Source organism: Alphaproteobacteria bacterium (assembly GCA_019635875.1).
Lineage (GTDB): Bacteria > Pseudomonadota > Alphaproteobacteria > Reyranellales > Reyranellaceae > JAFAZJ01.
In genome coordinates, this window is the sequence record JAHBYP010000005.1 from 267,582 (window position 1) to 287,992 (window position 20,411).

Genomic DNA, 20,411 nt, shown 5'->3' on the forward strand with positions numbered 1-20,411 from the left:
CACGGGTGGCTGGCATGGCCAGGTCGCGTGGCGGACTCAGGCAAAGCAGATCCGCCGGATACAGGGCGCAACGCGTGCGGCCGGATCCGCTGGCGGCGGAACGCGCCAGGGTCGATCGCACCCTCCAGGAGGCGGCGGAAATGGGCCTGCTCGAGGGCAAGGGCGCGCGCATCAGCGGCCGCGTGAGTCCGGCCCTGGTCCAGCAGGCCAAGCGGATGAGCGGCATCGACAGCGACACCCGGCTGATCGAGTACGCCCTGGCGATGATCGCGCTGGAAGATCCCTTCCCGAAGGCGTTCATCGAGTCCCGTGGCACGGTCGACCCCACGTTGAAGCTCGGCTACCGAGTGGCCGACCTCGATTTCGACGCCGCGCGGCGATGGGCGCAAAGAATTGCCAAAGGGTCGTTGCGGCGGCGCGACGATCGCCAGCTGCCATTCGTCGGGACTGGCGCGCCCGGCGGCCATCGACTCCTCTTGGACACTTGCGTCTACATCGATCAGATGCAGGATCGCACGCCGGCGACGCTGGACGACGTGATGTCGGCGCGCTTCATCCACCATTCGACCGTCGCCATCCAGGAACTGATGCACACAGTAGGCGTGCTCGATCCGACGGATCCGCGGACCGCCGTCGCGGCGGTCGGCGCACAGATCAAGCTGATGCGGCCGCATCGCGTCCACACGCCCGACGCCGACGTACTCGGTCGCGCGGCGCTGATGTCGGGTGTCCTGTGTCGGCTGCAAGGCTACAGCAAGGACGACAGTTTGCATGCCCTTCAGGACTGTGTCCTGTTCCTGCAGGCGCTGAAGGAAGGCCTCACGCTGCTGACGGCGAACATCGGCGACTTCGACATCCTCTCGCAGATGCTTCCCGGCGCGCGCATGATGTTCTATCGGAATGCGTAGATCGCCTTGGAGTTGCCGATGTCGTTTCGCGTCGCCGCCATTGTTCTCGCCGCGCTGCTGGCCGCCGGCCCCATGCGCCCCGCCGCCGCACAGACCGACTGGCGCATGACGCTGGGCGTGCTCTACGCGATTTCCTATGCGATCCCCGCCTGCGGCGTGAAGGCAAGCCCGGAGCAGCTGCGCAGGCTGGAGCGCGGCATCGCGCATGCCGAGGGCAAGGTGGGCATGAGCCGCGCCGAGCTGCAGGAGATCCGCCGCAAGGGCGATATCGAGGCGCGCAAGGACTCGATGCGCATCTGCGACACCATGGGCCGCGAGGCGCTGCGGCTGATCGACGAGCTTCCCGACCGGCTGCCGGACTAACGTGCCGGCGGTTCGACCAGCACGAGAAGGTGGCGGCCCTCGGCATCGAGCGTCACCTTGAAGCGCGCGTGCTCGCGCTTCACGCGACACGGGCCGGGCTGGAACGGCACCAGCGGATAGAGGAAGGGCGGGCGCGGGCTGCGGTAGCTGCGCGCGATCGCGCGCTCGCGCACGAAGACGACGGTGGCGATGTCCTCGCCGGTCACCGCCTCGTCGGTGGCGGCGATTCCCAGGCACTGGCTGGCCTTCTCGCGATCGCCGTGGCCGGGGATCACCGAGACCTCGTCCCAGTCGAAGTTCGTCACCGTGTCGAGGCGCAGCACGCCCTCGGTGTTGCGGATCGCCTCGTTGACGCCGCGGCGCAGCTTGCCGGGGAAGCCGAAGACATCGATGGTCCAGACGACCGCGCCGGCGACCATCACGACGCCGATGCCCAGGCGCAGGTAGCGGATGGCGGGGCTCTTGACGGCCATCTAACGACCCAACCCAGGCGTCATTCCGAGCGAAGCGAGGAATCTCCCTGAAGCGGAGTCTCGGTTTCGAGGAGATCCTTCGCTTCGCTCAGGATGACGGGAAGAGCTCAAGCGTCCAGCTGCTTCTTCAGCGCCTCGTTGACCGCCTTGGGGTTGGCCTTGCCGCCGGTCGATTTCATCACCTGGCCGACGAACCAGCCGAACAGCGAGGGCTTCTCGCGGTACTGCGCGACCTTGTCGGGATTGGCCTCGACGATCGCCTTCACTGCGGCGTCGATCGCGCCGGTGTCGGTGACCTGCTTCAGCCCGCGTTCCTCGACCAGCACGGCGGGGTCCTTGCCGGTCTCCTCCATGGCGACGAACAGGTCCTTGGCGATGCGGCCGGAGATCGTGCCGTCGCCGATCAGGTCGACCAGCTTGCCCAGCGCGGCGGCGCTCACCGGCGAGTCCTCGATGCCCACACCGCGGCGCTTGAGCATGGCGAAGAGATCGCCGGTCACCCAGTTGGCCGCCTGCTTGGCGTCGCGGCCCTTGGCGACGGCCTCGAAGAAATTCGCCGTCTCCTTCTCGGCCACCAGCACGCCGGCGTCGTAGACCGACAGGCCAAAGTCCTTGATGTAACGCGCCTTGCGCTCGTCCGGCAGCTCGGGCAGCGAGGCCTTGATCTTCGCCACCCAGTCGGGCTGCAGCACCAGCGGCAGCAGGTCGGGATCGGGGAAGTAGCGGTAGTCGTGCGCGTCTTCCTTCGAGCGCATCGAGCGCGTCTCGCCCTTGTTGGCGTCGAACAGGCGCGTCTCCTGCCGGATCGTGCCGCCGCCCTCGATGATCTCGATCTGGCGCCGCGCCTCGTACTCGATCGCCTGCTTCACGAAGCGGATCGAGTTGACGTTCTTGATCTCGCAGCGCGTGCCCAGCGCCGCGCCCGGCCTGCGCACCGAGACGTTGACGTCGCAGCGCATGGAGCCTTCCTCCATGTTGCCGTCGCAGGTGCCGAGATAGCGCAGGATCGAGCGCAGCTTGGTCAGGTACGCCGCCGCCTCCTCCGCGTCGCGCATGTCGGGCTTGGACACGATCTCCATCAGCGCGATGCCCGAGCGGTTGAGGTCGACCCAGGTCTGCGTCGGATGCTGGTCGTGCAGGCTCTTGCCGGCGTCCTGCTCGAGATGCAGGCGCTCGATGCCGACCGTTCGCGTGGCGCCGTCCTTGAGGTCGAGGATGATCTCGCCCTCGCCGACGATCGGATCCTTGTACTGCGAGATCTGGTAGCCGGCGGGCAGGTCGGCGTAGAAGTAGTTCTTGCGGTCGAACACCGAGTGCAGGTTGATCCTGGCCTTCAGCCCGAGCCCGGTGCGCACCGCCTGCTCGACGCACAGCGCGTTGATCACCGGCAGCATGCCCGGCATGGCGGCATCGACCAGCGACACCTGGGTGTTGGGCTCGGCGCCGAACGCGGTGGGCGCGCCGGAGAACAGCTTGGATTCGGAGACGACCTGGGCATGGACCTCGAGCCCGAGGACCACTTCCCAATCGCCCGTTTCACCCTTGATCAGAGACATGTCAGGACCTTCAGTCAGCACTGACTGACACAGGTAATGACTCGCCGCCCGGCTGTCCACGCCTCAAGCGAAGGTCCTGATTCTCGGGTGTTTTGCCGCGGAAGTGACGCACGCTGTCGTCCTGAGCGCAGCGAAGGACCCCGCGGTCGATTGATCGGTCTTGTATGGCTGCAATACCGCCGGGTCCTTCGCTGCCGCTCAGGACGACATTGGTGTAACTTGCCATCGCCGTGAATGAACGCCGCTACCACGTCTACTTCATGTCCAACCGCTCGCGCAGCGTGCTCTACATCGGCGTGACCAATCATGTGGAGCGCCCAGTCTGGGAACATCGCACCGGAATCGGATCGGCCTTCGTGAAGAAGTATCGGGCCCACCACCTCGCGTACGTAGAGGAGTACGCCCGCGCCGACGAGGCGATTGCTCGCGAGAAGGAGCTCAAGGGCTGGAAGCGCGTGCGCAAGAACGCGCTCGTCGCCGAGGCAAATCCGACGTGGATCGACCTGATGCCGATGAACGATCCACACTCGGCGTCATCCTGAGCGCAGCGAAGGATCCGGCGGTTTCACGGACCCGCAGGTGATCGGAATGATCCACCGCGAGGTCCTTCGCTATGCTCAGGACGACGGAGTGTCAGAATCCCGCCGGCCGTGCCGTGAACTTCGCCGCCTGCTCCAGCGCGCTGGCGGCGCGGAACACCGTCTCCTCGTCGAAGGCGCGGCCGATCAGCTGCAGGCCGAGCGGCAGGCCGTCCTTGTCGAGCCCGACCGGCACCGAGATGCCCGGCAGGCCGGCCATCGAGGTCGGCACGGTGAAGACGTCGTTGAGGTACATCGTCACCGGATCGTCCATCTTCTCGCCCGAGGCGAAGGCGGCATTCGGCGCGGTCGGCGTCAGGATCGCGTCGCATGTCTCGAAGGCCTGCCTGAAGTCGCGCGCGATCAGCGCGCGCACGCGCTGCGCCTTCTTGTAGTAGGCGTCGTAGTAGCCGGCCGACAGCACGTAGGTGCCGATCAGCACGCGGCGGCGCACCTCGGCGCCGAAGCCGGCGGCGCGGGTGTTCTCGTACATCTCGGGGAGATTCCCGCCCGGCACGCGCAGGCCGAAGCGCACGCCGTCATAGCGCGCCAGGTTCGACGACGCCTCGGCCGGCGCGATGATGTAGTAGGTCGCCAGCGCGTACTTGGTGTGCGGCAGGGAGATGTCGACGGTCGTGGCGCCGGCCGCCTTCAGCATGTCGATGCCGCGCGCCCACAGCCCCTCGATCTCGTCCGACATGCCGTCCATGCGGTACTCGCGCGGGATGCCGATGCGCATGCCCCTGACGTCGCCGGTGCAGGCGGCGGCGAAGTCCGGCACCGGCAGCGGCGCCGAGGTCGAGTCCTTGGGATCGTGCCCGGCCATCGCCTGCAGCAGCAGCGCCGTGTCCTTCACCGTATGGGCGAACGGCCCGGCCTGGTCGAGCGAGCTGGCGAAGGCCACCACGCCCCAGCGCGAGCAGCGGCCATAGGTCGGCTTGATGCCGACGATGCCGCAGAAGCTGGCGGGCTGACGAATGGAGCCACCCGTGTCGGTGCCGGTCGAGCCCGGCGCCATGCGGGCTGCGATCACCGCGGCCGAGCCGCCCGAGCTGCCGCCCGGCACCAACGGCCGGTTCTCGCCCTTGCGCTTCCACGGGTTCTCGACGCCGCCGAAATAGCTGGTCATGTTCGACGAGCCCATGGCGAACTCGTCCATGTTGGTCTTGCCCAGCATGGTGGCGCCGGCCTTCCACAGGTTGGCCGTGATCGTCGATTCGTAGGTCGGCTTGAAGCCCTCGAGGATCTTCGAGCCGGCCGTGGTCTGCACGCCCTCGGTGCAGAACAGGTCCTTGATGGCCAGCGGAATGCCCTCGAGCAGGCCCACCTCGCCGCGGGCGCGGCGGGCGTCGGAGGCCTTCGCCATCTCGATCGCACGGTCGGGGGTCTCGACGACGTAGGCGTTCAGGCGGCGGTGCTTCTGGGCCTGCGCGATGAAGGCCTCGGCGAGCGCGACGGAGGTCGTCTCGCCCCTGGCGAGCGCGGTGCCCATCTCGGCAATGGAGAGGTCGGTGAGCGCGGTCATCGCCTACTCCACGACCTTGGGCACAGTGAAGAAGCCGCCGGCGTTGGGGTCGGCCGGGTCGAGATAGACCGCGCCGCCCGGGGCGTTGGCCAGCACCCTGGCGGCGATGCCGCCATCGGTGATGGCGTCCGGGCGCATCGGCAGGGTGACGTCCGAGACGCTGGCCAGCGGCTCGACATTGGCGGTGTCGACCTCATTGAGTTGCTCGATCCAGCTCAGGATGCCGCTGAGCTCGCCGGCCAGGCGCGCCTGCTCTTCCTCCGGGACCTTGAGCCGGGCCAGCCGGGCGATCTTCGCCACGGTCGCCGCATCGATCGACATGCGCTTAACTCCGCCAGAACGGGACGGCCTGCACCTAGCGGTTTTGATGCCATCCGTCCAGCCGCGCCGCAGGCCGCGGCCAGGCTCCCGGGACACTTCAGTTTGGGGCAATTTCTCTCTTACATCGCGATGGGTTAGAGCGTAAAATTGCATCAAAAGTTGAACTCTTGCACAGGCCCTCATGTCGCCCATTTTCCGGACCTGCCTGCCTCTGGCGATCGCGCTTGCGCTCGGCCTGTCGTCGATCCCGGCGCAGGCCCGCTCGCAGACCGCTGCCACCCCGGTCCAGGCTGCTCCCGCGCCGCAGCCGCCCACGCCCAAGCACGGCCCGACGCCGCGGCCGATCGGCTGCGCCAAGCGGTTGACCGGTGTCGATGCCGGCCAGGCCGAGTCGTTCACCTTCTGGCTGCGCAAGCAGGGTCCGGCCGAGGAGGTCAAGGTCGAGTTCTCCTGCAAGCTCGATCGCCATCGACTGATCGTCGGCCTGCTCGGCGCGCCGGCCGACCGCGACAAGGGCGGCCCGCCGAAGCACATGGTGCACATGCTCGACCTCGCGGTCGACCCGCCGCCGTCGCGTCTGCTGCACAGCAACAAGCTGGACGAGCCGGCGGTGATCGTGCGGCCGGGTGGCGGCATGTCGCTGGTGTTCGGGGAGACGACGATCGAGCGCGGCCTGACCTACCGCGGCTATCGCGCCATCGACCTCGCGAGCGGCAAGGTCCAGACCTTCCTCTCCCTGCCGACGCAGCAGACCGGCCAGGGCTGCGCTGCCGGCCGCGCCATGGGGCTGGAGCGAATCTCGGTCTCGTCCGAGGCCGCGCTGGTCGATCTCGGCGACAACGGTCCCTATGGCGTCGCCATCGAGCACGAATCCATCGACTGCAGGACCGGCAAGAGCGAACGCCGTCTCGACACCTTCATCGCCGTGCCGGCTGGATTCGAGGAATTCAAGTAGCATATAGGGTCCATGAGCCGCCTGCTGTTCCTGATCCACGGCATGTGGGCCACGCCGCACGCGTGGCGCCACTGGCGTGGCCATTTCGAGCAGCGTGGCTGGCACGTGGTCGTGCCGCCGCTGCGCCATCACGAGAACGCCCCGCTCGAGCCGGCCGCCGGGTTGGGCACCACCTCGCTGCTCGACTATGCCGCCGACCTCGAGACGCGGCTGCGCCATCTGCCGGCGCCGCCGGTGATCGTCGGCCATGGCATGGGCGGGCTGCTGGCGCAGATCCTCGCGGCGCGCGGCCTGTGCGCCGCCAGCGTGCTGCTCTGCCCGACCCCGCCGGCGGCGCTCGGCCTGCGCCGGCCCAGCGCCTGGCGGCCGCTGATCCGCAGCCAGACGCGCTGGGGCTGGTGGCGCTCGCCGCACCGCCCGGCCTTCGCCACGGCGATGCACGGCTTCTTCAACACCTATTCCGACAAGCTCGAGGCCGGCCGCGAGTTCGCGCGCCTGGTCCACGATTCGGGCCGCGCGCTGTTCGAGATCGCCTATCCCTTCCTCGACAAGGCCGGCCGCGCCGCGCATGTCGATCCCGGCGACATCACCACGCCGATGCTGGTGATCGGCGCCGGCCGCGACCGCTTCCTGCCGCCGGTGATCGCCCGCGTCGTGGCCCGCCGCTATGCCCATGTCGCGGTCCACCAGGAGTTCCCCAACCAGGGCCACTGGGTGCTCGGCCAGCCGGGCTGGGCCGATGTCGCGGGCATGGTCGAGGACTGGATCGGCCGCGCCGTGAACCCGCCGGACATCGAGCTCAGCGACCTCGACCGCCGCCGCGCCTGGCGCGCCTCGATGCTGCGGCGTTGAACACCCGCCGTCGTCCTGAGCGCAGCGAAGGACCTTGCGATATCGCGGGCATTCGCCGGCAGTGTGCCCGCTCGCACCACCGCGAGGTCCTTCGCTGCGCTCAGGACGACGGCGAGGGCTGACATGACCACCGACCCCCTCGCCACCTTCATCGCCGCGCTGCCACATCTCGATGCCCAGGCCTTGAACACCCGCCGTCGTCCTGAGCGCAGCGAAGGACCCTGCGGTATCGCGGGCATTCGCCGGCAGTGTGTCCGCTCGCACCACCGCGAGGTCCTTCGCTGCGCTCAGGACGACGGCGAAGGCTGACATGACCACCGACCCCCTCGCCACCTTCATCGCCGCCCTGCCGCGCGAAGGCCGGCTGCTCGGCCTCGATGTCGGCAGCAAGACCATCGGGCTGGCCACCTCCGACGCGCTGCGCGGCATGGCCACGCCGCTGTCGACCATCGCGCGCACCAAGTTCACCCGGGACGCGGTCAAGCTGGCCGAGATCATCGCCCGGGAGAGGATCGCCGGGCTGGTGATCGGCCTGCCGCTCAACATGGACGGCAGCGAGGGGCCGCGCTGCCAGTCGACGCGCCAGTTCGTCGCCAATCTCGCTGCGCTCGCACCGCAAGCGGGGGTGCGCTTCGCCGAGCTGCCGGTGCTGCTGCAGGACGAGCGGCTGTCGAGCGCCGCCGTCGAGCGCACCATGGTCGACGAATACGACATGAGCCGCGCGCGCCGCGCCGAGCGCATCGACGCCGCCGCCGCCGCCTGGATCCTGCAGACCGCGCTCGATCGCATGCGCAACGCCCGCGGCCATCCGGCGTAGTGTAGCCTGCGGGGCCGTCGCCCCGGAGGACGCCATGAACGAAGAACCGCTGCGCGCCATCGCGCAGCAGCTGATGCGCAAGCGGGTCGAGGAGCTCGACGAGCTGGAGAAGCGCGTGCTGAGCCACATCGCGCGCGACGCCCATATCAGCCGCTACGCCTTCGACGACGGCGATGGCGGCCCGACGACGGGCGAACGCATCGCCGATCGCGTCGCCTCGTTCGGCGGCTCGTGGACCTTCATCGGCCTGTTCATGGCCGTGCTGCTGGCCTGGTGCGCGCTCAACGCCTTCGCCCTGTCGAAGGCCACGGCCTTCGACCCCTACCCCTTCATCCTGCTCAATCTCGTGCTGTCGATGCTGGCGGCGCTGCAGGCGCCGATCATCATGATGTCGCAGAACCGCCAGGCGCAGAAGGACCGCGCCACCGCGCGCCACGACTACGAGGTGAACCTCAAGGCCGAGCTCGACATCATGGCGCTGCACGACAAGCTCGACGAGCTGCGGGAAATGCTGGCGAAGCGCTGAGCCCGGGCGCGCGGCCCGCGCGCTACGTGGCGGCGTCGCGCTCGAGCGTCAGGTGGCCAGGCGCCAGCGCGCGCAGAAAGTCCGCCGCGTCGAAGATCTCGCCGGGCGCCCGCGCACCACGGCAGGCGATCTCGCCGTCGAGAATGCGACGCGTGGCCTCGACGATGAGCGGCGCCGTGACGGCGTAGATGTCGCGGCCGCGCGCGATGGCGCGGCGCGTCTTCGCCGCGCGGCGCGCGAGCACGTCGACCAGGAAGGTCTGTGCCGAGCGGCCGCTGTCGTCGGCCGGCACCGGCCCCGACGTGTCGGGGTCGCGCAGATCGCGCAGCGGCGCGAGATTGAGGAACGTGCGCAGGCTGCCCACCGCCAGGTGCCGGGCGATGACGATGGTCTCGCTGAACGGCAGCTCGACGAGCTCCTGCTCGCCGAACGGCTCGGGGAAGGACCACCGCGCGGCGGGCGGCGCTTCGGCCAGCGGCTCGAGCCTGCCGTCGGCGACGACGAGCCGCCGCGCCGTGTTGCGCTTGCCGGTGAGCCGCGTGCCCGCCGTCGGCCGCCAGCTGTCGAGCGCGATGCGCACGGAAATCTCGTCGGCGCCGCCCCATTCCGCCACCGCCGCCGTCGCGAGGAGATCGGCGAGGCCGCCGTAGAATCCCATCGCCGGCAGCACGACGACGCCCGCCGCCTCAGCCGGCGCGGCGAAGCGCTCGAAGCTCGCCCGGGCGCTGGGCTGCTCGGCCGTCACGTCGAGATAGTGGAGGCGTGCGCGCAACGCCGCCTCGATCAGCGGCGTCGCGGTGTCGAGGAACGGGCCGGCGCAGTTGATGACGGCGGCCACTCCGCCGAGCGCCCGGTCGATCGACGCCGGATCGTCGACCGCCGCCGTCCTGATGGCGACGGCCCGTGCGGCGAAGCCCGCCGCGGCCAGCCGCGCGGCGTCGCGGCCGACGGCGATCGGCGTCAGCCCGCGGCGCGCCAGTTCCGCCACCACGAAGCGTCCCGTATGCCCCGCCGCACCCACGACCGCGACCTGCCGCTCCGCCATGATCATCTCCATAGATACAGACCTGTCTGTTTCTAAGATACGAACAGGTCTGTAGCGCGTCAATCCCGTTCTTGCTAGAATGGGGGCATGGCACCTCGTGTGGAGAGCACCGCGCCCGATGTGCGCGAGCGCGTCCTGGAAACCGCGTCGGCCCTGTTCTACCGCCAGGGCGTGCGCGCCGTGGGCGTCGACCTCGTGGTCGAGAAGGCGGGCGTCGCCAAGACCAGCCTCTACCGATACTTCAAGACCAAGGACGACCTGATCGCCGCGTTTCTCGAGCGCGAGGACGCCGATTTCTGGCGTTGCTGGGACCGCGCCGCGCGCGGCCACGAGGCCGACGCGGCGGGCGAGCTCGACGCCCACTTCGCCTGGATCGGCGAGCGCCTGGGGCGGCCGAACTATCGCGGCTGCCCGCAGCTGAACGCGGTCGCCGAGTTTCCCGAGCCCGATCATCCGGCGCGCGCCGTCGCCGCGGCGCACAAGCGCGAGCTTCGCCGGCGGCTCAAGGGCATCGCCGAGCGACTGCGCGTCAGACGCCCCGACGAGCTGGCCGCCCAGCTGGCGCTGCTGGTCAACGGCGCGTTCGTGAGCGCGCAGATGCTCTCGGCCCAGGAGGCGACGCCGTTGCTGCAGGCGGCGGCGCGCGCCCTCGTCGCCGCCGCCCGAAAGTGACGGTGCGGCGGCCGCGCCATTCCCCGGGGCGATGATCGTCACTCGCCGACGCGCCGTGACAAGGCAGCGGCCGGTGCGATAGGACTCCCGGGCATGATCGCGTCCTTCCTCACCATCGACACCCTGATCGGCCTCGCGCTGGGCTATCTTCTGGGCTCGATCCCCTTCGGCCTGCTGCTGACCCGCGCCGCCGGGCTGGGCGACATCCGCTCGATCGGCTCGGGCAATATCGGCGCCACCAACGTGCTGCGCACCGGCAACAAGGCCGTCGCCGCCGCCACATTGCTGCTCGACGCGCTCAAGGGCGCCGTGGCGGTGATCGTCGCCGGTCTGGTCCTGGGGCCGATCGCCGCCCTCACCGCCGGGCTGGGCGCGGTGCTGGGCCATTGCTTCCCGGCATGGCTGAACTTCAAGGGCGGCAAGGGCGTCGCCACGACCCTGGGCAGCCTGCTCGCCCTGTCGTGGCCCTTCGGCATCGCCGCCTGCCTGCTGTGGCTGCTCTACGCCGTGCTGTTCCGCATCTCCTCGCTCTCGGCCCTGCTCGGGCTGGCGACGACGACGCTCCTGGCCTGGCTCGCGGCGGCCACCAGCTTCAGCCTGTTCGGCCGCTTCCTCTCCTCCACGCCCTTCGCCATCGCCGTCACGCTGATCGTCGCCCTTGTGGTCGCCATGCATCACGAGAACATCGGCCGCCTGCTGGCCGGCACCGAGCCCCGGATCGGCGCGAAGAAATAGTCCCACGGAGTTCCCATGTCCCCGATCGACACGATGGCGCTGGAGAAGCGCGTCGATGCCCTGTTCGCGAAATACGCCCGTCCCGGCTCGCCCGGCGCCGCGGTGGGCATCATGCGCGGCGGCGAAGTCGTGCTCGCCAAGGGCTATGGCGAGGCCAGCGTCGAGCATCGCGTGCCGATCACGCCCGGTACCGTCTTCCGCATCGCCTCGGTCACCAAGCAGTTCACCGTCGCCTGCGTGCTGATGCTGGCGCGCGAGGGCAAACTGAGGCTCGACGAGCCGCCGCAGAAATACCTGCCCGACCTGCCGACGCTGCCGAAGCCGGTCACCATCGACCAGATGATGCGCAACAACAGCGGCTGGCCGGACTTCCTCGAGCTCTTGCGGCTTGGCGGCTCCAACCTCGACCGGCCCGGCCGCATGGACGAGCTGCTCGGCGCGATCAACAGGAACAAGCATCTCAACTTCGAGCCCGGCAGCCGCTTCCTCTACAGCAACACCAACTTCCTGCTGCTCGGGCTCATCGCCGAACGCGTCGCCGGCAAGGCCCTGCCCGACCTCCTGAAGGAGCGCATCTTCGCGCCGCTGGGCATGACCAGCACGGCGCTGACCATCGAGCCCGACACCGTCGTGCCCGGCCTCGCCACCGCCTATCTCGACAACAACGACGGCAGCTTCCGCCGCGCGCGCCAGGGCTATCCGGTCGCCGGCGAGGGCGGCATGACCTCGACCGTCGAGGACCTGCTGATCTGGGCCAACCACTATCGTCATCCGGTGCTGCCGCCGACCGATCTGTGGGCCGAGCTCGCCGACCAGCAGCCGCTCTCCGGTGGCGCGCTCAACCCCTATTGCCGCGGCCTGGCGCGCGGCACGTTGCGCGGCCTGGCGACGATCAGCCATGGCGGGCTGTGGCCGGGCTACCGCACCGAGTTCCTGCGCCTGCCCGACGCCGATCTCGACGTGGTGGTGATCGCCAACCTCGCCTCGCTCGACCCGCATCGCCTGGGCCGCGCCGCGGCGCTGGCGGCGCTGAGCGGCGATCGGCGCGTGCAGCCCGCCCCTTCGATCGATCTCGCCGCCGTGGCGAGCCACGCCGGCACCTACGTCAACGAGGCCGAGCTGACACTGTTCGGTCTCGAGACCAAGAACGGCGAGGTCGTCCTCAACCAGGGCGGCGTGCCGATGGAGATGATCGCGCGCGGCGACGGCTGGCTCGAGGCCGACCGCGGCGCCTTCGAGTTCGCGCTGCGCCTGCCCCCGACGCCGGGCGAGCCGATCGAGGTCGATCTCGGCGCCGGCCGGGTCTTGCCCTTCCGCAGGCTCGACCCGCGCAGCGACGTGCCTGGCGACATCGCCGGCACCTATCACTGCGCCGACACCGACGCGACCTGGCGCATCGACGGCAGGCAGATCCTGGTCAGCGGCCCCTACGTCGCCAGCACCGCGCCGTGGCCGCTGAAGGGCGTTGCCGGCGACGTGGTCGAGATCGAGATGTCCTATGGCTGGGTCACCATCACCCAGCTCGCGCGCCTCGACCGCGATGCCCAGGGCAAGCCGAGCGGTCTCACCGTCTCGACCGCCCGCATCAAGAACATCAAGTTCCAGAGGACGGCATGAGTTCCCTCTCCCCGCTCGCGGGGAGAGGGTTAGGGTGAGGGCTGCCGGGAGTGACGCATGACCGCTCTACGCAACCTGAATCGACCCCTCACCCCGACCCTCTCCCCGCTTGCGGGGAGAGGGAGTCACTTCGAGAAGACCATCGCATCGTCACGCACCGAGCCGAACTTCAGGCTCAAGAGATCGCGCGCGTAGTTCTGGTGGAGCTTCCACGGCTTGCGCGAGCCCTGCCTGGGAAACAGGTGCAGCGCGCGCTGGATGTAGCCGGAGGAGAAGTCGATCCACGGCTCGGTCGCCATGGTCGGATCGCCGTTTCGCGGGGTGCACTGGCGCAGGCCGTGGCGCTGCATGTGGTTGAGCAGGCGGCAGACATAGGCGGCGATCAGGTCGGCCTTGAGCGTCCACGAGGCGTTGGTGTAGCCCGACACCGCGGCGAAGTTGGGCACGTCGCTGAACATCATGCCCTTGTAGCTCAGCGTGTCGCCGAACTTCACCGCGCGGCCGTCGACCATGACCGACATGCCGCCCAGCGGCAGCAGGTCGAGGCCGGTCGCCATGACGACGATGTCGGCGTCGAGCGCCGTGCCCGAGCGCAGCTTCAGCCCGTCGGGCGTGAAGCGCTCGATCGTGTCGGTCACGATCGAGGCCTGCCTGCGGCGCAGGGCGCGGAACAGGTCGGCGTCGGGCACCAGGCAGAGCCGCTGGTCCCACGGATTGTAGCGCGGCGTGAAGTTCGCTTCGGTGGCGGCGTCGTAGTCCTTGCCCATCATCTGCCGCACGCCGTCGGCGATCAGCTTCTTCACGCGCTCCGGCCGGCGCTTGCACAGGCGGTAGAAATACATGCCCAGCAGCACGTTCTTCCACCGCGTCAGGCCGTAGGCCAGCGTCGCCGGCAGCCGCCTGCGCAGCCAGTCTGCGATGGCGTCGCGCGAGGGGCGCGCCACGACGTAGGTCGGCGAGCGCTGCAGCATGGTGACATGCGCCGCCGTGCGCGCCACTTCAGGGACGATGGTCACGGCGGTGGCGCCGCTGCCGATCACCACCACGCGCCTGCCGGCGTAGTCGAGATCCTGCGGCCAGAACTGCGGATGGACGATGCGGCCGCGGTAGTCGCCGACGCCCTCGAAGTCGGGCACGTAGCCGCGCGCATAGTTGTAGTAGCCGGTGCAGGCGAGCAGGAAGCCGCAGGTGATGGTCACCGGCTCGCGCGCCTCGCCGCGCTCGGCCCGCACCGTCCAGCGCGCCGCCTCGCTCGACCACGACGCGTCCAGCACGCGGTGGTGATAGCGGATGTGCCGCTCGACGCCGTGCTCGCTCGCGGTCTCGCGGATGTACTTCAGGATCGAGGGGCCGTCGGCGATCGCCTTGGCCTCGCGCCACGGCTTGAAGGCGTAGCCCAGCGTGTACATGTCGGAGTCCGAGCGGATGCCGGGATAGCGGAACAGGTCCCAGGTCCCGCCGCTGCTCGCGCGCCCCTCGAGGATGGCGTAGGAGCGCCCCGGGCTCTCGCGCTGCAGATGCACCGCCGCGCCGATGCCCGACAGCCCGGCACCGATGATCAGGACGTCGACATGCTCGGTCATGCCGAAAGTCCTTTCACGCCGATCTCGCTGGCCTCGAAGATCTCGATCGTCGTCGTCGCGCCGAGCTTGCGCATGGCGGCGACGAAGCCGCGCGCCCCGGGATCGGCGAAGTGCTTGAGCACGGCCGCCCTGTCGCGCCAGTGCTCGACGAAGACCAGGCGCAGCGGGTCCTCGGCATCGACATGCACGGCGTGGTGCAGGCAGCCGTCCTCGCTGCGCGAGCGCCGGCTATGGGCCACGCTCTGCGCGCGGATCTCGTCGAGGGTCGCGGCCGAGGCGGCGATGCTGCCGGTGATCAGGATCATCAGGCGGCGATCCCCGGCGTTTCGTCCCACGTGGCCTCGTTGCCCTCGCGCGAGGTCAGGAACAGCAGCGCCACCGACGGCTTGGGGTTCTGGCGATGCCAGCAGCCGGCGGGCACGATGCAGATCGAACCGGCTTGCATCGTGCTGACGTTCGCCGCGCCCTTGCCGTCGAGGATGGTGACCTCGACCGCGCCCTCGACGACGTAGAGCAACTCGTCGTCGGGATGGCGCTCCCACGGCGTCAGCCCGCTGAAGCGCACCACGCCCATCATGCACTGGTTGAAATTCGCGAGCTGGCGGATCGCCGCCATGGCGTCCTCGCCGGTCGTCGCGGCGTTCACCTTGAGCTCGGCCAGGCCGGCGAGGCTGGCGTTGATGTCGTGCGCGGTCATGTCTGCCTCTGGGGTTCGCGCGAAAGCGTAGCACGCCGGCCGATGCGACCAGAACCGAAGGGCAGCAGGCAGGCCAATCGCATATGGCGTTCTCCTTCTCCCCGCGAAGGCGGGGAGAAGGTGCCGAGCGTCAGCGAGGCGGATGAGGGGCTTCGCAGCGTCGCAACAGGCACCGCGTTTGACCGCAGTATCGTGAAGCCCCTCATCCGCCCTTCGGGCACCTTCTCCCCCGCCTGCGTGGGGAGAAGGGAAAACCGGGGAAGGTGTGAGGCTTGGCGCGTCGAGCATGGCGGGCCGCATGCGATCGTCACGCCGGCCGCTTGAAAGCCCGGCGCGCGCGCTCGGCCTTGTCGCGCACCACGCAGCCCTCGGCGTGGTCGTTGACCAGGCCCATCGCCTGCATGAAGGCGTAGACCGTGGTCGGGCCGACGAAGCTCCAGCCCTGCTTCTTCAGCGCCTTCGACAGCGCCACCGACTCGGGCGAGGTCGAGACGGTCTGCGGCCCCGCCTTCCGGTCGGCCTCGAAGCGCCAGACGAAGGCGGCCAGCGAGCCGTCCATCGCCCGGGCGCGGCGCGCGTTGTTGATCACCGATTCGATCTTGCCGCGATGGCGCACGATGCCGGCGTCCTGCAGCAGGCGCTCGACGTCGCGCGCGCCGAAGCGGGCGATGCGCTCGACGTCGAAGTCGTGGAAGGCGGCGCGGAAATTCTCGCGCTTGGCGAGGATGGTGCGCCAGCTCAGGCCCGACTGGAAGCCCTCGAGGCAGAGCTTCTCGAACAGCCGGCGATCCTCGCCGACGGGAAAGCCCCACTCGCTGTCGTGGTAGGCGAGGAACTCCGGCGCGGCGGCGCACCAGCGGCAGCGCGGCTGGCCGTCGGGACCCTCGATGGTGGCGCTCATGGCTGCAGGAATGCCAGCCGCGCATCGCAGCGTGACGGCGCGACCTCGAGGATCTCGGCGCTGACCACGCGCTCGGCGACGAACGGATCCTGATCGACGCGGCCCTGCAGATCGGGCAGCGAGGTGTTGTGCGCGACGATCGCGCCGCCCTGCTCGGGCCGCAGGCTGCCGGCCACCAGGAAGACGCCGTCGTCGAAGCCGCGTTGGATCCAGGCGCGATGGCCGTCCATGTGCCGGCCGGCCTGCTCGCGATTGGCGGAGAATTTCAGCAGGACGAGAAACATTCAGCCCTCTTCGATCGATTTGAGCCAGGCCAGCATCTGCTCGACCTCGCGGTGGATGAATTTGTCGTCGCGCAAGGCGTTGGCCAGCGACGCCACGCCCTGGCTGCGGGCCAGCACATGCATCGCCAGCCGGTCGGCGTCGGCGGCGCGGCCCATCAGCGTGAACTGCCGGCGCAGCCAGGTGCGGAACAGCGTGAACAGCGCCTTCGCCTCGCCCTCGGCGGCATGGCCGAGCTTGGCCAGCTCGCCGCACAGCGTGCCCACCGGACAGCCGTAGCGTTTGATGTCGGCGCGGTTGGCGAGGAGGATACGGATGAAGCTGGCGACGCGATCGGCCGGACGCTCGTCGGCGATCTCCCATTGCCGCAGCATCGCCCGGGTACCGGCGATGCGCCGCGCGATCACCGCGTCGAGGATCTCGTCCTTGGTCCTGAAGTGATAGTAGAAATTGCCGCGCGAGATCCGCACCGCGGCGGCGATGTCGGCGAACGAGGTGTGGTCGAAGCCGCGGCGGTAGAACAGCCCGTCGGCCGTCTCGACGATCCTTTCGCGTGTCGCGGCTTCGGCCAGGGGACTCTCCTTCGGCTCATGCGCCTGACGGAGCCATCCTAGGACAATCGTCCTAGACGGGTCAATCGGCGGAATTCCCGCTTGTTGGCCGGCGGTCGATATGGGACAGCACCCGACATGACGGAGTCCGCCGTACCGGAATCGCTGGCCTCGCTGCTGCGCGAGGCCGTGGCGCATCATCGCCAGGGCGGCCTCGCCGAGGCGCTCGCCGGCTACGACGCGATCCTCGCCATCGACCCCGGCTTCTTCGACGCGCTGCATCTGAAGGGCGTGATCGCCGCCCAGCAGGGCCGCCACGACGAGGCGGTGGCGCTGATGCGCCGGGCGCTTGGCGTCAAACCCGATCATGCCGGCGCGCACGGCAATCTCGGCGGCCTGCTGCTGCGGCTGGGCCGGGCCGAGGAGGCGCTCGCCTGCTTCGACGCGCTGATCTCGCTGCAGCCCGACCACGCCGGCGCGCAGGGCGCGCGCGCCGCCGCGCTGCACATGCTGGGCCGGCTCGACCAGGCGGTGGCAGCCTGGGATCGCGTGCTGGCGCTCGATTCCGGCGACGCCACGGCCTGGTACAACAGGGGCAACGCACTGCAGGCGCTGGGCCGGGCGAAGGAGGCACTCGCCAGCCACGACCGGGCGGTGGCGCTGCGCCCGGGCGACGTCGATGCGATCTACGGCCAGGGCAACGCGCTGCAGGCGCTGGGCCACTTCGCCGAGGCGCTGGCGCGCTACGATTCGGTGCTGGCGCTGAAAGACGACCACGCCGAGGCGCTGAGCAGCCGCGGCAACGCCCTGCGCGGGCTCGGGCGACTGGAAGAAGCGCTGGCCAGTCACGAGCGCTCGATCGCGCTGAAGCCGGACAACGCCGACGCCCAGTACAACCGCGGCGCCGTGCTGCGCGCCCTCGGCCGGCCCGAAGCGGCGCTGCGAAGCCACGACCGGGCGCTGGCGCTGCGGCCCGGCCATGCGCGCGCCCACGCCAGCCGCGGCAACGCGCTGCGTGATCTCGGGCGGCTCGACGAGGCGCTGGCGAGCTACGAGCGCGCGCTGGCGCTGCTGCCGGATCACGCCGACACCTGGAGCGATCGCGGCACGGCGCTGCAGGGCCTGCTGCGCCTCGAGGAGTCGCTCGCGAGCTACGAGCGCGCCATCGCGCTCCGCCCCGGGCATGTCGATGCCCACTGGAACCGCGCCACCGCGCTGCTGCTGGCCGGCGACTTCGCGCGCGGCTGGCGCGAGTTCGAGTGGCGCTGGCGCACGCAGACCACCGGCCGGCCGGGCTCGTGGCTCGGCGAGAGCTCGCTTGCCGGCCGCAGCATCCTGCTGCGCAGCGAGCAGGGCCTGGGCGACACCATCCAGTTTGCGCGCTTCGCGCCCGACGTGATGGCGCTGGGCGCCCGCGTGATCCTCTCGGTGCAGGCGCCGCTGCGCCGGCTGATGGCGAGCTTCGATCCCGAGATCGAGGTGGTCGCCACGTCGGGCACGGCGGCCGATCTCGACTGCCCGCTGATGAGCCTGCCGCTGGCCCTGGGCACGACGCTCGACACCATCCCTGCCCCACCGCGCTATCTCGCTGCCGAGCCCGACCTGGTCGCGGCGTGGCGGGCGCGCCTGCCGTCGGACGCCAGGCGGCGCGTCGGGCTGGCGTGGAGCGGCAACCCCTCTCATCGCAACGACCGCAACCGCTCGCTGCCGCTTGCCGCGCTCGCGCCGCTGCTCGACCTCGATGCCCACTTCGTCTCGCTGCAGAAGGACGTGCCCGAGCGCGACGCCGCGACGCTGGCGCGGCTGAACCTGATGCGCGTCGACGACGAGCTGCGCGACTTCGCCGACACCGCCGGCCTGATCGAGGCGCTCGACCTCGTGATCTCGGTCGACACCAGCGTGGCGCATCTCGCCGGGGCGCTCGGCAAGCCGGTATGGATCCTGCTGCCCTTCAGCCCCGACTGGCGCTGGCTCACCGGGCGCGAGGACTCGCCGTGGTATCCCAGCGCGCGGCTGTTCCGGCAGACCACGCCGGGTGACTGGGCCGATGTCGTGCGCCGGCTCGGCGCGGCGCTGGCCAGCTGATTCGCGCTGTCATCCCGAGCTCCGCGAGGGATCCAGGATGGCCGCATGGATCCCGCGCGGTGCTCGGGATGACAGCGTGGCTCGATCTAGCCCTTGGGGATCGCCGCCGGGTCCATCCACATCGGTTCCCAGACATGGCCGTCGGGATCGGCGAAGCTGCGGTTGTACATGAAGCCGAGATCCTGCTTCGGGTTGATGTCGGCGGTGCCGCCATGCGCCGTGGCCGCATCGTTCATCGCGTCGACGGCGGCGCGGCTGTCGCACGACAGCGCGATCATCACCTCGCTCGAGCCTGCCGTCGGGATCGGCCGCTGGGTGAAGGTGGCCCACTTGGCGTGCGTGAGCAGCATGACGTGGATGCTGCCCTCCTCGATCACCATGCAGGCCGCCGTCTCGTCGGTGAAGTGCGGGTTGTTGACGAAGCCCAGCGCCTTGTAGAAGGCCATCGACTTCGGAAGGTCCTTCACCGGCAGGTTGACGAAGATCATGCGCGCCATGCTGTGCTCCTCTAACAGTTAGGTATTGACCTAAGTATTGTGCGGGCCTATGTCAAGGCTCATGGACGACGTCTTTCGTGCCCTGGCCGATCCCACCCGCCGCCGCGTGGTCGAGGCGCTCTGCCAGCGCCCGGCCTCGGTCAGCGAGCTGGCGCGGCCCTTCCGGATGGCCCTGCCCTCCTTCCTCGAGCACCTCAAGGTGCTGGAGGGCTGCGGCCTGGTGTCATCGACCAAGACCGGTCGCGTGCGCACGTACCGATTGGCACCCGGCCGGCTGCGCCAGGCCGAGGACTGGCTCGCGACGCAGCGCCGCGTCTGGGAGCAGCGGCTCGACCAGCTCGACGCGTATCTGATGAAGCTGAAGGCATCGCAACAGGAGAGCGAGTGATGAGCGTGTTCAAGATCGACCCGAAGCTCGACCTGCGCCTCGAGCGCGTGATCGACGTCAAGCCCGAGCTGGTGTGGGCCTGCTGGACGATGCCCGAGCACATCGTGAAGTGGTTCACGCCGGCGCCGTGGCGCACCAAGTCGGTCGACATCGAGCTGCACCCCGGCGGCCGCTTCAACAGCGTGATGCTCTCGCCCGAGGGAGAGGAGTTCCCGAATTTCGGCTGCGTGCTGGAGGTTGTGCCGATCAGCCGCCTGGTCTTCACCGACACGCTGCTCGAAGGCTTCCGCCCTTCCGGCAAGCCGTTCTTCAGTGCCGTCGTCGAAATCGCGCCCGATGGCGCCGGCACCCGCTACATCGCCACCGCGATCCACGGCAACGACGAGACGCGCAAGCAGCACGAGGAGATGGGCTTCCACAGCGGCTGGAGCGCGGCGCTCGATCAGCTCGTGGCGCTGGCCAAGACGCTGTCGCATTGAGGCGG

Annotated in this window: 26 protein-coding genes; 14 read left to right on the plus strand and 12 right to left on the minus strand. The window is 69.6% G+C overall.

The window, feature by feature from the left end; translation table 11 throughout:
- The first annotated feature begins 347 nt into the window (after positions 1 to 347).
- Entirely contained in the window at positions 348 to 908 is a 561-nt protein-coding gene (locus KF889_19290) for a DNA-binding protein (GenBank protein MBX3501591.1), read from the plus strand.
- An 18-nt stretch (positions 909 to 926) separates the two neighbouring features.
- The gene (locus KF889_19295) at positions 927 to 1,271 is read left to right on the plus strand and encodes a hypothetical protein (protein ID MBX3501592.1); all 345 of its coding nucleotides are present in this window, start codon (positions 927 to 929) and stop codon (positions 1,269 to 1,271) included.
- On the opposite strand, the gene KF889_19300 is transcribed toward KF889_19295, so the two are convergent.
- Positions 1,268 to 1,744: a hypothetical protein gene (locus KF889_19300; protein ID MBX3501593.1), complete on the minus strand. Its 477-nt coding sequence runs from the start codon at positions 1,742 to 1,744 to the stop codon at positions 1,268 to 1,270. The genes KF889_19295 and KF889_19300 overlap by 4 nt on opposite strands.
- A 107-nt stretch (positions 1,745 to 1,851) precedes the next feature.
- Entirely contained in the window at positions 1,852 to 3,300 is a 1,449-nt protein-coding gene (gene gatB / locus KF889_19305) for an Asp-tRNA(Asn)/Glu-tRNA(Gln) amidotransferase subunit GatB (protein MBX3501594.1), read from the minus strand.
- Between the two features lie 260 nt (positions 3,301 to 3,560).
- On the opposite strand from gatB, the gene KF889_19310 reads away from it, so the two are divergent.
- Positions 3,561 to 3,842 carry a GIY-YIG nuclease family protein gene (locus KF889_19310; protein ID MBX3501595.1) on the plus strand — a complete coding sequence of 94 codons (282 nt, stop codon included), beginning with the start codon at positions 3,561 to 3,563 and terminating at the stop codon, positions 3,840 to 3,842.
- 91 nt (positions 3,843 to 3,933) lie between these two features.
- On the opposite strand, the gene gatA is transcribed toward KF889_19310, so the two are convergent.
- Together gatA and gatC are read right to left on the minus strand one after the other, a co-directional pair.
- The gene (gene gatA / locus KF889_19315; protein ID MBX3501596.1) at positions 3,934 to 5,403 is read right to left on the minus strand and encodes an Asp-tRNA(Asn)/Glu-tRNA(Gln) amidotransferase subunit GatA; all 1,470 of its coding nucleotides are present in this window, start codon (positions 5,401 to 5,403) and stop codon (positions 3,934 to 3,936) included.
- Between the two features lie 3 nt (positions 5,404 to 5,406).
- Complete coding sequence (gene gatC / locus KF889_19320) at positions 5,407 to 5,724, minus strand: Asp-tRNA(Asn)/Glu-tRNA(Gln) amidotransferase subunit GatC (protein MBX3501597.1); 318 nt, start codon at positions 5,722 to 5,724, stop codon at positions 5,407 to 5,409.
- A 181-nt stretch (positions 5,725 to 5,905) separates the two neighbouring features.
- Here gatC and KF889_19325 point away from each other — a divergent pair, with 181 nt between their 5' ends.
- The 5 genes from KF889_19325 (at position 5,906) to KF889_19345 (ending at position 8,874) form a co-directional block, all read left to right on the plus strand.
- A complete protein-coding gene (locus KF889_19325) occupies positions 5,906 to 6,679 on the plus strand; it encodes a hypothetical protein (protein ID MBX3501598.1) in 774 nt (257 codons plus the stop codon).
- Between the two features lie 12 nt (positions 6,680 to 6,691).
- On the plus strand, positions 6,692 to 7,531 hold the full coding sequence (locus KF889_19330; GenBank protein ID MBX3501599.1) for an alpha/beta hydrolase: 840 nt from the start codon (positions 6,692 to 6,694) through the stop codon (positions 7,529 to 7,531).
- Between the two features lie 123 nt (positions 7,532 to 7,654).
- Entirely contained in the window at positions 7,655 to 7,840 is a 186-nt protein-coding gene (locus KF889_19335; GenBank protein ID MBX3501600.1) for a hypothetical protein, read from the plus strand.
- A 1-nt stretch (position 7,841) separates the two neighbouring features.
- A complete protein-coding gene (ruvX, locus tag KF889_19340) occupies positions 7,842 to 8,348 on the plus strand; it encodes a Holliday junction resolvase RuvX (GenBank protein MBX3501601.1) in 507 nt (168 codons plus the stop codon).
- 34 nt (positions 8,349 to 8,382) lie between these two features.
- Complete coding sequence (locus tag KF889_19345) at positions 8,383 to 8,874, plus strand: DUF1003 domain-containing protein (protein ID MBX3501602.1); 492 nt, start codon at positions 8,383 to 8,385, stop codon at positions 8,872 to 8,874.
- A 22-nt stretch (positions 8,875 to 8,896) separates the two neighbouring features.
- Here the strand turns inward: KF889_19345 and KF889_19350 are convergent, their stop codons facing one another.
- Positions 8,897 to 9,919 (minus strand): saccharopine dehydrogenase NADP-binding domain-containing protein, encoded by a 1,023-nt coding sequence (locus KF889_19350; GenBank protein ID MBX3501603.1) that lies wholly within the window; start codon positions 9,917 to 9,919, stop codon positions 8,897 to 8,899.
- 87 nt (positions 9,920 to 10,006) lie between these two features.
- Between KF889_19350 and KF889_19355 the strand changes: the two genes are divergently transcribed.
- The 3 genes from KF889_19355 to KF889_19365 all read left to right on the plus strand — a co-directional run bounded on the left by KF889_19355 (position 10,007) and on the right by KF889_19365 (position 12,943).
- Complete coding sequence (locus tag KF889_19355) at positions 10,007 to 10,591, plus strand: TetR/AcrR family transcriptional regulator (GenBank protein ID MBX3501604.1); 585 nt, start codon at positions 10,007 to 10,009, stop codon at positions 10,589 to 10,591.
- A gap of 93 nt (positions 10,592 to 10,684) precedes the next feature.
- On the plus strand, positions 10,685 to 11,326 hold the full coding sequence (gene plsY, locus KF889_19360) for a glycerol-3-phosphate 1-O-acyltransferase PlsY (GenBank protein ID MBX3501605.1): 642 nt from the start codon (positions 10,685 to 10,687) through the stop codon (positions 11,324 to 11,326).
- A 15-nt stretch (positions 11,327 to 11,341) separates the two neighbouring features.
- On the plus strand, positions 11,342 to 12,943 hold the full coding sequence (locus KF889_19365) for a beta-lactamase family protein (protein ID MBX3501606.1): 1,602 nt from the start codon (positions 11,342 to 11,344) through the stop codon (positions 12,941 to 12,943).
- 125 nt (positions 12,944 to 13,068) lie between these two features.
- Here KF889_19365 and KF889_19370 read toward each other — a convergent pair whose 3' ends face one another.
- From KF889_19370 to KF889_19395, 6 genes are all read right to left on the minus strand, one after another.
- Positions 13,069 to 14,526 (minus strand): NAD(P)/FAD-dependent oxidoreductase, encoded by a 1,458-nt coding sequence (locus KF889_19370; GenBank protein ID MBX3501607.1) that lies wholly within the window; start codon positions 14,524 to 14,526, stop codon positions 13,069 to 13,071.
- Positions 14,523 to 14,831, minus strand: a complete 309-nt coding sequence (locus KF889_19375; protein ID MBX3501608.1) for an antibiotic biosynthesis monooxygenase — start codon at positions 14,829 to 14,831, stop codon at positions 14,523 to 14,525. Before KF889_19375 ends, KF889_19370 begins: the two co-directional genes overlap by 4 nt.
- Positions 14,831 to 15,223, minus strand: a complete 393-nt coding sequence (locus KF889_19380; protein ID MBX3501609.1) for a cupin domain-containing protein — start codon at positions 15,221 to 15,223, stop codon at positions 14,831 to 14,833. The genes KF889_19375 and KF889_19380 overlap by 1 nt, the downstream gene beginning before the upstream one ends.
- A 307-nt stretch (positions 15,224 to 15,530) precedes the next feature.
- A complete protein-coding gene (locus KF889_19385; GenBank protein ID MBX3501610.1) occupies positions 15,531 to 16,124 on the minus strand; it encodes a DNA-3-methyladenine glycosylase I in 594 nt (197 codons plus the stop codon).
- Positions 16,121 to 16,393 (minus strand): hypothetical protein, encoded by a 273-nt coding sequence (locus KF889_19390; protein MBX3501611.1) that lies wholly within the window; start codon positions 16,391 to 16,393, stop codon positions 16,121 to 16,123. Before KF889_19390 ends, KF889_19385 begins: the two co-directional genes overlap by 4 nt.
- A 15-nt stretch (positions 16,394 to 16,408) precedes the next feature.
- On the minus strand, positions 16,409 to 16,978 hold the full coding sequence (locus KF889_19395; GenBank protein MBX3501612.1) for a TetR/AcrR family transcriptional regulator: 570 nt from the start codon (positions 16,976 to 16,978) through the stop codon (positions 16,409 to 16,411).
- A 117-nt stretch (positions 16,979 to 17,095) separates the two neighbouring features.
- Between KF889_19395 and KF889_19400 the strand changes: the two genes are divergently transcribed.
- A complete protein-coding gene (locus KF889_19400; protein ID MBX3501613.1) occupies positions 17,096 to 19,042 on the plus strand; it encodes a tetratricopeptide repeat protein in 1,947 nt (648 codons plus the stop codon).
- Between the two features lie 86 nt (positions 19,043 to 19,128).
- Here KF889_19400 and KF889_19405 read toward each other — a convergent pair whose 3' ends face one another.
- The gene (locus tag KF889_19405) at positions 19,129 to 19,539 is read right to left on the minus strand and encodes a VOC family protein (GenBank protein ID MBX3501614.1); all 411 of its coding nucleotides are present in this window, start codon (positions 19,537 to 19,539) and stop codon (positions 19,129 to 19,131) included.
- 49 nt (positions 19,540 to 19,588) lie between these two features.
- Here KF889_19405 and KF889_19410 point away from each other — a divergent pair, with 49 nt between their 5' ends.
- Positions 19,589 to 19,927 (plus strand): winged helix-turn-helix transcriptional regulator, encoded by a 339-nt coding sequence (locus KF889_19410; GenBank protein MBX3501615.1) that lies wholly within the window; start codon positions 19,589 to 19,591, stop codon positions 19,925 to 19,927.
- Positions 19,927 to 20,406: an SRPBCC family protein gene (locus KF889_19415; GenBank protein ID MBX3501616.1), complete on the plus strand. Its 480-nt coding sequence runs from the start codon at positions 19,927 to 19,929 to the stop codon at positions 20,404 to 20,406. The genes KF889_19410 and KF889_19415 overlap by 1 nt, the downstream gene beginning before the upstream one ends.
- Positions 20,407 to 20,411: the final 5 nt, after the last annotated feature.